Raw genomic sequence first — 9656 nt, 5'->3', positions numbered from 1 at the left:
CGGCTATCTGATCAAACGGGATAATCGTGCAAAGTGTCCGGACAGCGAGGGTTGACCTAAATCGCTGGTTACGATTCGGAATCCATGGATTTCATGAAAGCTTTAATGCAACGCTAATGGGGATTGAGTGTTGTAACGGACTGAGAGGACGCTATTGCCTGCAAATCTGCCCCCCTTGTTCATTTGGAGCGGAATAACGTCATTTGGATTCGTTATATTGGGAAATAGCCGAGGAATGGACGATTAGCGTCATTACGGTCCGCTAGAAAACGAATGAACCTCTCCGGCGGCTGGATGAATTTCTCACCCGAAGAACATGTTGCTATCGAGAGAACGCTTTCGCGGCGGGGGACCCGTTAATCGCCGCAAATTTATAATCAATAGTGCAAAAGAAAGAGAATATAGTGCAAAAACAGATATGACATTTTCCGTTAGAATATAAGGAAAGATTGATCCGGGCTTATCCGGCTAAGGAAAGGTTATCGGGATCATAAAATGTTTGAATTTGCTTTGGCGGCATAGCGTGCTAAAATGTGAGCACATAAGAACTTACACGCTGCAGCAACTGTAGACGGCAAGGGGTCTGAGATCGTTTTTTATTCGCTATTTTATTTATGTATGTGTTCAGAAAAATCAGGTTTTGAGCACCGAGAAGGTTGGATGAAGCTAGGGAATGAGTAGCGGAGCGTAGACGGATCTACGTGAGTGGGCGGAAGTCCCGGCAGAATTCAAGATTCGACGCCGGATCTGCCTCTGTGCAAGCTTCGTGATCGAAAGATGATTTTTTGAACTACCTCTAATAGAAAGGTTGCGTCATATGATGAAACATACCGTTATACCTCCCAAGCAGGGACTGTATGATCCTGCGTTCGAAAAAGATGCATGCGGCATGGGGTTCGTCGCCCATATCAAAGGGAAAGCCTCCCATGATATCGTCAGCCAGGCATTGACCATGCTGGCGAACATGGAGCACCGCGGAGGCCAGGGCAGCGAGCCGAATTCGGGGGACGGCGCAGGTATTTTACTGCAAATCCCGCACCGTTTTTTTGCCGCCGAGGCGCATAGCAACGGATTCACCTTGCCGGAAGCCGGCCAGTACGGCGTCGGGATGCTGTTTCTCTCCCATGACGAAGCGGTCCGCGCCAAGCAGGAAGCCGAGCTCGTTCGCATCGTCGAGGAGGAAGGCCAGCGCGTCATCGGCTTCCGGACCGTGCCGACCCGCGACGATATGCTTGGCAAATCGGCCAAGGAAGCGAAGCCGTTCGTCCGCCAGGTGTTCATCGGACGCTCCGCGGAGATGAAGGACGATCTCGACTTCGAACGCAAGCTGTACGTCATCCGGCGCCGGGCCGAAATGGCGATCCGCTACAGCGGTTCGGAGCAGGGGGATGCTTTTTACGTATCCAGCCTCTCCTGCCGTAAGGTCGTATACAAAGGGATGCTGACGACGGAGCAGGTCGGGCAGTTCTATGTGGATTTGCAGGACGAGACGCTGGAATCGGCGATCGCGATGGTCCATTCCCGCTTCAGCACCAACACGTTCCCGAGCTGGGAACGGGCGCACCCGTACCGCTTCATGATCCACAACGGGGAAATCAACACGCTGCGCGGCAACGTGAACTGGATGCATGCGCGGCAGTCGATGTTCAAGAGCGAAGCGTTCGGCAGCGACATGGGAAAAGTCAAGCCGGTCATCAATCCGGACGGCTCCGATACGGCGATGTTCGACAACACGTTCGAATTCTTGTATTTGAGCGGACGCTCCCTGCCCCACGTGGCCATGATGATGGTGCCTGAGCCTTGGGTGGGCCGGGAAGACATGGATCCGGACAAGAAAGCGTTCTACGAATACCACAGCACCATGATGGAGCCGTGGGACGGGCCTGCGGCCATGGGCTTTACGGACGGCATTCAGATCGGGGCGATTCTCGACCGGAACGGTCTGCGCCCATCGCGTTATTATGTCACGAAAAACGATCTGATCGTGCTATCCTCGGAGGTCGGCGTATTGGACATTCCGGCGGAGGACGTGCTGTATAAGGACCGGCTGCGTCCGGGACGGATGCTGCTCGTCGACACGCGGGAAGGACGGATCATTTCCGACGAGGAAGTGAAGTCGTCGATCGCCCGGGAGAACCCGTACCGCGAATGGCTGGATGAGCATCTCGTGGAGCTGGAGGACCTGCCGGAGGCCAAGGAACTGCCGCCGGAGAGCCATGAGGAAATTTCGCGCCGCCAAATGGCGTTTGGCTATACGTACGAAGATTTGCGCAAGGTGCTGGAGCCGATGGCCTTGACCGGCCAGGAAAATATAGCTTCGATGGGCTACGACGCGCCGCTGGCCGTCCTGTCGGAGCAGCCGCAGCGGCTGTACAACTACTTCAAGCAGATGTTCGCCCAGGTCACGAACCCGCCGATCGATGCGATCCGGGAAGAACTGGTCACTTCGACGGCCACGACGATCGGGCCGGAGCGCAACCTGCTGGATCCGGAGCCGGAAAGCTGCCGGCAAATCCGCTTGGACTCGCCGATCTTGTCCAACGAGGACTTTGCGAAGATCCGCCACGTGCATCGGCCGGGCTTCAAATCGATCACGATTCCGATCCTGTTCCCGGCCGCCGAAGGGGCGGAAGGACTGCGGAAGGCGTTGGATACGCTGTGCGAAGCTGCCGACCGGGTCATTGCCAAAGGGCATAACATCCTGATCTTGTCCGATCGCGGCATGGACGGGGAGAATGCGGCCATCCCGGCGTTGCTGGCGGTCTCCTGCCTGCATCACCACCTGATCCGCGAAGAAACGCGGACGAAGGTGAGCTTGCTGCTGGAGTCCGGCGAGCCGCGCGAGGTCCATCATTTCGCGCTGCTGCTCGGCTACGGGGTCAGTGCGGTCAATCCGTATCTCGCCTTCGAAACGCTGAAGGATATGATCGCGCAGCGCATGCTGCAGGGGATTTCCCATGAAAAGGCGGTATACAACTTCATTAAAGCCGCCACCAAAGGCGTTATCAAAACGCTGTCCAAAATGGGCATCTCGACGATCCAGTCGTATCGGGGAGCGCAGATTTTCGAAGCGGTCGGCCTGGAGCCGTCGTTCGTGGACCGGTACTTCACCTGGACGCCTTCCCGGATCGGGGGCATCGGGCTGAACGAAGTGGCCGCCGAAACGCTCGCCCATCATTTCCGGGCGTTCACCGACAAGGACGGCAACGATAAAGTGCTCGATTCCATCGGGGAATACCAATGGCGCAGCGGCGGGGAAGAGCATTTGTTCAACCCGCAGACCGTGCATTTGCTGCAGCAGTCGGTCCGTACGGGCGATTACAAGTTGTACAAGAAGTTCGCGGAGCTCGTGCAAGGCGAACATAAGAAACATTTAACCTTGCGTTCCTTGCTGGAGCTTAAGCCGGCGGGTCCGAAGGTGCCGCTGGAGGAAGTGGAATCGGCGGCGTCGATCATGCGCCGGTTCAAGACCGGGGCCATGTCCTTCGGCTCGATCAGCAAGGAAGCCCACGAGACGATCGCGATCGCGATGAACCGCATCGGCGGCAAGAGCAACACCGGCGAAGGCGGCGAGGATCCGGCGCGTTTCGTGCCGGACGCGAACGGCGATCTGCGCCGCAGCGCGATCAAGCAAGTCGCGTCGGGCCGGTTCGGCGTAACGTCGAACTACCTGGTGAACGCCGACGAAATCCAGATCAAGATGGCGCAAGGTGCGAAGCCGGGCGAAGGCGGACAGCTGCCGGGCCGCAAGGTGTACCCTTGGGTCGCGGAAGTGCGCGGCTCCACGCCGGGCGTAGGTTTGATCTCGCCGCCGCCGCACCATGACATCTATTCGATCGAGGATTTGGCGGAGTTGATTTACGATCTGAAAAACGCCAATCCCCGAGCCCGCATCAACGTGAAGCTGGTATCGGAAGCCGGCGTCGGGACGATCGCCGCCGGCGTGGCCAAAGGCCGTGCCGACGTCATCCTGATCAGCGGCTACGACGGGGGCACCGGGGCCTCGCCGCAAAGCTCGATCCGCCATGCGGGTCTTCCCTGGGAGCTGGGCCTGGCCGAAACGCATCAAACGCTGATGCTGAATAATCTGCGCGACCGCGTCGTGCTGGAAACCGACGGCAAAATGCTGAACGGCCGCGACCTCGCTGTCGCCGCCTTGCTGGGCGCCGAGGAATACGGCTTCTCCACGGCGCCGCTCGTGGCGGTCGGATGCATCATGATGCGCGTCTGCCAGCTTGATACCTGTCCGGTAGGCGTGGCGACGCAAAATCCGGAGCTGCGCAAGAACTTCACCGGCGATCCGCAGCATGTCGTCAACTTCATGACGTTCGTAGCGGAAGACCTTCGCGAGTGGATGTCCGAGCTTGGCTTCCGCAGCCTTGAGGAAATGATCGGACGCACCGACTGCCTGGAAACCGTCAAAGCGGTGGACCATTGGAAGAAGAAAGGCGTCGACCTCAATTCCCTGCTGCATATGCCGGAGCTTCCGGAGGGCAGCAGCCGCTACTGCACGAAGCAGCAGAACCACGGGCTGGAGGAAACGCTGGACGTAACGCAGCTGCTGGGCCTTGCAGCCCCGGCGCTGGAGCGCGGGGAAGCGGTTGGCGCGCGGTTGCCGATCTGCAACGTGAACCGGGCGACCGGCACGATCCTGGGCAGCGAAGTGACGCGCCGATACGGTGCCGCCGGTCTTCCTGAAGACACGATCACGTTCCATTTCGAAGGCTCCGCGGGCCAAAGCTTTGGCGCCTTCGTGCCGAAGGGCATGACGCTGAGCGTGGAAGGCGACGCCAACGATTACACCGGCAAAGGGCTGTCCGGCGGCAAAGTGATCGTGAAGCCTTCGCCGCGCGCGACGTTCGCCGCGGAGGAGAACATCATCGTCGGCAACACCTCGTTCTACGGCGCGACGGGCGGGGAAGCTTACATTCGCGGCATCGCCGGCGAACGGTTCGCGGTGCGCAACTCCGGCGCGAACGTCGTCGTGGAGGGCGTGGGCGACCACGGCTGCGAATATATGACCGGCGGACGCGTCGTCGTCCTCGGCGGAACGGGCCGTAACTTCGCGGCCGGGATGTCCGGCGGGATCGCCTATGTGCTCGACGAGCAAGGCGACTTCGCCAGCCGTTGCAACCTGGAGATGGTGCTGCTGGAAGCGGTGGAGGAGCCGGCGGAAGCCGATCAGCTCCGTACGTTGATCAGCCGCCACATCCTGTACACGGACAGCACGGTCGGACGCCGCGTGCTGGATCATTGGAACGAGTACCTGCCGAAGTTCGTCCGCGTCATTCCGAAAGACTACAAACGGATGTTGGAGCAGATCCGCAAAGTAGAAGACGAAGGCCTGAAAGGCGACGCCGCATTGCTGGCCGCTTTCGAAGCCAACACGCGCGAGCTCGCCCGCGCCGGCAAGAACTGAGCATAAAACGAAGAAGCCAAGGGGCCGTCCCGGTTGTCATCTTATTGGACAACGGGACGGCCTTTTTTTGCTTGAAGCCAGTTGGAAGCGCGGATGGTCACGCGTTTGAGGAGTCGGATCGTCCCATCACGCTTCCGATGATTCAGATGGACTTTCGTATCGTACCCCGGCATAAAAATAGCTAAGATGAATGATCAATTGGATGAGAAAAAGGAAAACAATCCTGTTGTGCGAACATATGTTTTTGTATAAAATAAATTGGAGTATATATTTGGAAACGGTTTGAGCAGGATGCTTCTTGCAGTGCAGGATGTCCGGAAGCCGGATTCATGGAAGGAGAATCCCACTTGGCTGAACAAACGTTAGGTTCGAAAGGAAGCTCCCCGCGAAGGACGAAATCCCTGGGGCATTACCGGGACATGCTGGGAAGGTATGTATTCCGGGAACGGAGACTGCTCGTTTGGCTGACCGTGCTGCTGCTGGCGTCGATCGCTTCAGCTGGCCAACCCGCAGGTCATCCGCTATTTCATCGATACGGCTCAAGGCAAAGGCAGCTTGAACGCTTTGTACACGGCCGCCGCGATCTTCATCGGCTTCTCGATGTCCAGCAGGTCATGTCGGTTTGCGCTGCCTATTACAGCGAGAACTTAGGCTGGAAGACGACGAACCGGCTGCGGTCGGATCTCGTGGAGCACTGCCTGTCGCTCGATATGTCGTTCCACAAATCGAACACCTCCGGTACGTTGATCGAACGGGTCGATGGCGACGTCAACGCGCTGGCCAACTTTTTTTCCAGCTTTCTGATCCATCTGGTGGGCAACATCCTGCTCAGTCTTTATCATTCAGCGGATCCGCAGCTTCACCGTTCCCATTTGGACGAAATGGCGGGCCCAGAACGCCGAGCTATACGGTTTTATCGGGGAACAGCTGGAAGGAACGGAAGATACCCGGGCCAACGGGGCCGCAGGTTACGTGATGAACCGGTTTTACGATCTGGCCCGTCGCATGCTGCCCGTTCGGATCCGGGCGTTTATGGGTTTCGGGATGATGTGGGGCACGACCATTCTGGTGTTTGCGCTCGGCAATGCCGCCGCTTTTATCGTCTGTGCCTGGTTATGGCGGCGCGGCGAGCTGACCATCGGCTCGATCTACCTGGTATTTTATTATACCGAGCTGCTGGCCAAACCGATCGAGAAGATCCGCACCCAATTGGAGGATTTGCAAAAAGCCGACGCCAACCTCATTCGCGTCCGGGACCTGCTGAGCACGAAGCCGCGGATTACCGACGGGCCGGGGGCCCCGCTGCCGCCCGGACCGCTGGCCGTCCGGTTCAATCGCCTGACGTTCGCTTATGAAGAAGAAGGCGAGCCGACGCTGCATGAACTCGATTTGCACCTGAAGCCTGGGCAAACGCTCGGATTGCTCGGTCGCACTGGCAGCGGGAAGTCCACGTTGGCCCGGCTGTTGCTGCGGTTCTATGATCCCCAAGAGGGGGCTATCGAGCTGTCGGGCATCGATATCCGCCGTTGCAAGCTGCATGAGCTGCGCAGCAGCGTGGCCATGGTCACGCAAAATATCGAAATTATGGAGGGAAGCGTCCGCGATAACCTTTCCCTGTTCGACGACCGGATCCGGGATGGCGACATCCTCAAGGTGCTGCAGGAGCTTGGGCTCGAGGAATGGTACGCCTCTTTGCCGGACGGACTCGACACGGTGTTGTCCTCCGGGGGAGGGAGCCTGTCGGCGGGTGAAGCCCAACTGCTCGCCTTTGCCCGGGTGTTTCTGAGCAATCCCGGCCTCGTTATTCTGGATGAAGCCTCTTCCAGGCTTGATCCGTTGACGGAAAACCGCATTGAGGCAGCCATCAACCGTCTTCTTGAATCGCGGTCCTGCATCATGATCGCCCATCGGCTGTCCACCGTGCAACGGGCCGATCAAATCATGATTCTGGAGCAGGGACGGATCATGGAGAACGGCCCCCGCGCGGAGCTGGCCGCGAATCCGCATTCCCGGTTTAGCCGGATGCTGGCCGTCGGCCTGGAGGAGGTGCTGGCATGAGCACGAGACATTTTTTCTGGAGACTGCTGTTATACCGTCCGGTATTTTATTTTGCCAATTTGTTTGCCTGGATGGTCATCCATATGGTCCCGCTGGTACCGGGATTGATTACGAAGGCGTTTTTCGATAGCCTGGAAGGCAACTATGAGCTCCCCTACGGCGTATGGGGCATAGCCGCGCTGCTCGTCGCTGTCGCATTGGCCCGCATCGTGCTGATTGCGGGCGGTTTTTGGACGGATGCCAGCTTTCGCTTCCGCATCAGCACGCTGCTGCGGCGGAACATGCTGGCGCATGTGCCGAAGGAACCCGGCGCCAAAGCGATTCCTTGCTCGCCGGGCGAAGCCATCAGCAACTTCCGCGATGACGTGGATCAGACGGAAGAGGCGATGAGCTGGTCGGTCGATACGTTGGGGCTGATTGGCTTCGTAGTCGTCTCAAGTTATATTTTGATTTCGATCGACGCCCAGCTGACGTTTTTCGTTTTCGTGCCGCTCATTCTGGTGGTGACGGCGGCGCAGGTCGCTACGGCCCGCATCCAGAAATACCGTGCGGCTAGCCGCGCCGCGACCGCCAAGGTAACCAGCTCGATCAGCGAGATGTTCTCGAACGTCCAGGCGATTCAGGTCGCCGGGGCCGAAGGGCGGATCGTGCGCCGGTTTGAACGGCTGAGCGACGAACGCCGCCAAACGATGGTCAAAGACAAGCTGATCACCGAAGCGTTGTCCTCGGTATTTACGAATTCCGTGAATCTCGGCACCAGCCTGATTCTCGTCCTGGCCGGTTACAAAATGCGCGACGGGTCATTTACCGTAGGCGACTTGTCCTTGTTTATCTATTATCTGACCTTCGTCACGCAGTTGATTTCCAACGTCGGCAACTTTATGACCTTTTACAAGCAGATGGCCATCAGCTTCGGCCGTTTGAAGGAGATGCTGCAGGGGGCGCCTGCCAAGCTGCTGACGATGCCGGCCTATATCGGGATCGGCAAGCTTCGGGAGGTGGCGGCGGTAACGGCAGCCGAGGAAGATGCCGGCGGCAAGGCTGCAGCGTGGGAGTCGGCCGCCCCCGCTCATGGTTCTGGAGAGGGCAGGGCCGAATTTCCCGGCGCGTTTCAAGCGGAGCCGCTGCAGGTGTTGGCGGCGGGCGGGCTCACCTACCATTACCCGGAAACCGGCCGGGGCATCGAGGCGATCGATCTGCGGCTGAAGCGCGGATCGTTTACGGTCGTCACCGGCATGATCGGCTCCGGGAAGACGACGCTGCTGCGGACGCTCCTCGGCCTCCTGCCGGGGGAGGCCGGCGAGGTGCGTTGGAACGGCCGTTTGGTCGACGCGCCGGCCGACTTCTTCGTTCCGCCGCAGAGCGCGTATACGGCGCAAATCCCGCGCCTCTACAGCGACAAGCTGCGGAACAATATTCTGCTCGGGCTGCCCGAACGGGAGGGTAGCCTGGCGCAGGCGCTGTACGTCGCCGTCATGGAAGACGACGTGGCGCAGTTGCAGCACGGCCTGGATACGATGGTCGGGCCGCGCGGGGTCAAGCTCTCCGGCGGCCAGGTCCAGCGGACCGCGGCCGCGCGGATGCTCGTGCGCGATGCGCAGCTATACGTGTTCGACGACCTGTCGGCGCGCTCGACGTCGAAACCGAACGTAAGCTGTGGGAGCGGCTGTTCCACGACCGGGGCGAGGCCACCTGTCTCGTCGTGTCGCACCGCAAGGCCGCGCTCTCGCACGCGGACCACATCATCGTGCTGAAAGACGGCACGATCGAGGCGGAAGGCACGGCGGAGCAACTGCTCGCCGTGAGCGACAGCTTCCGGCAGCTCTGGTACGGCGAGGAGGCCAAGGCCGAGGAAGCATGATAACGGCGCCGCCTTTTCCATGGATCCTGCGAAATCATCGGATCACGAAGCCCGGTGCGGCATCACCGATCCGATTCGCAGGATTCGGCGGCATTGTTCAACAACGTAGGTTATCGGACTCGGCAGAAATGGCGAAATGTATGCGAAATTTCAATTACATTCATGCTCGAATCGACCGAAGTGGCGAGTTGTATACGAATTTTCGTATACATTCTATCGAAATCGGCGGAAATGGGATGACGTAAAATTGTTTGTGTACCAAGTTTTGGAGTCTATCCAAAACACAAAAAAGTAGAGTATCCTCGGGGTTACGACGCC

General features: G+C 58.8%; 1 protein-coding gene and 2 pseudogenes. All 3 read left to right on the top strand.

Annotation, left to right across the window (positions count from 1 at the left end; translation table 11 throughout):
* The first annotated feature begins 820 nt into the window (after window positions 1-820).
* The 3 genes and pseudogenes from gltB to ACQ4N8_RS27810 all read left to right on the top strand — a co-directional run bounded on the left by gltB (window position 821) and on the right by ACQ4N8_RS27810 (window position 9338).
* On the top strand, window positions 821-5419 hold the full coding sequence (gltB, locus tag ACQ4N8_RS27820) for a glutamate synthase large subunit (protein ID WP_430707616.1): 4599 nt from the start codon (window positions 821-823) through the stop codon (window positions 5417-5419).
* Window positions 5420-5838: 419 nt separating this feature from the next.
* Window positions 5839-7477, top strand: a pseudogene (locus tag ACQ4N8_RS27815) (ABC transporter ATP-binding protein).
* A pseudogene (locus tag ACQ4N8_RS27810) lies at window positions 7474-9338 on the top strand (ABC transporter transmembrane domain-containing protein). Before ACQ4N8_RS27815 ends, ACQ4N8_RS27810 begins: the two co-directional pseudogenes overlap by 4 nt.
* Window positions 9339-9656: the final 318 nt, after the last annotated feature.

The sequence above is a fragment of the Paenibacillus macerans genome (assembly GCF_050565405.1).
GTDB lineage: Bacteria > Bacillota > Bacilli > Paenibacillales > Paenibacillaceae > Fontibacillus > Fontibacillus macerans_B.
Note: the sequence above shows the minus strand (reverse complement) of the source record. Positions and strands in the feature narration are given on the sequence as shown.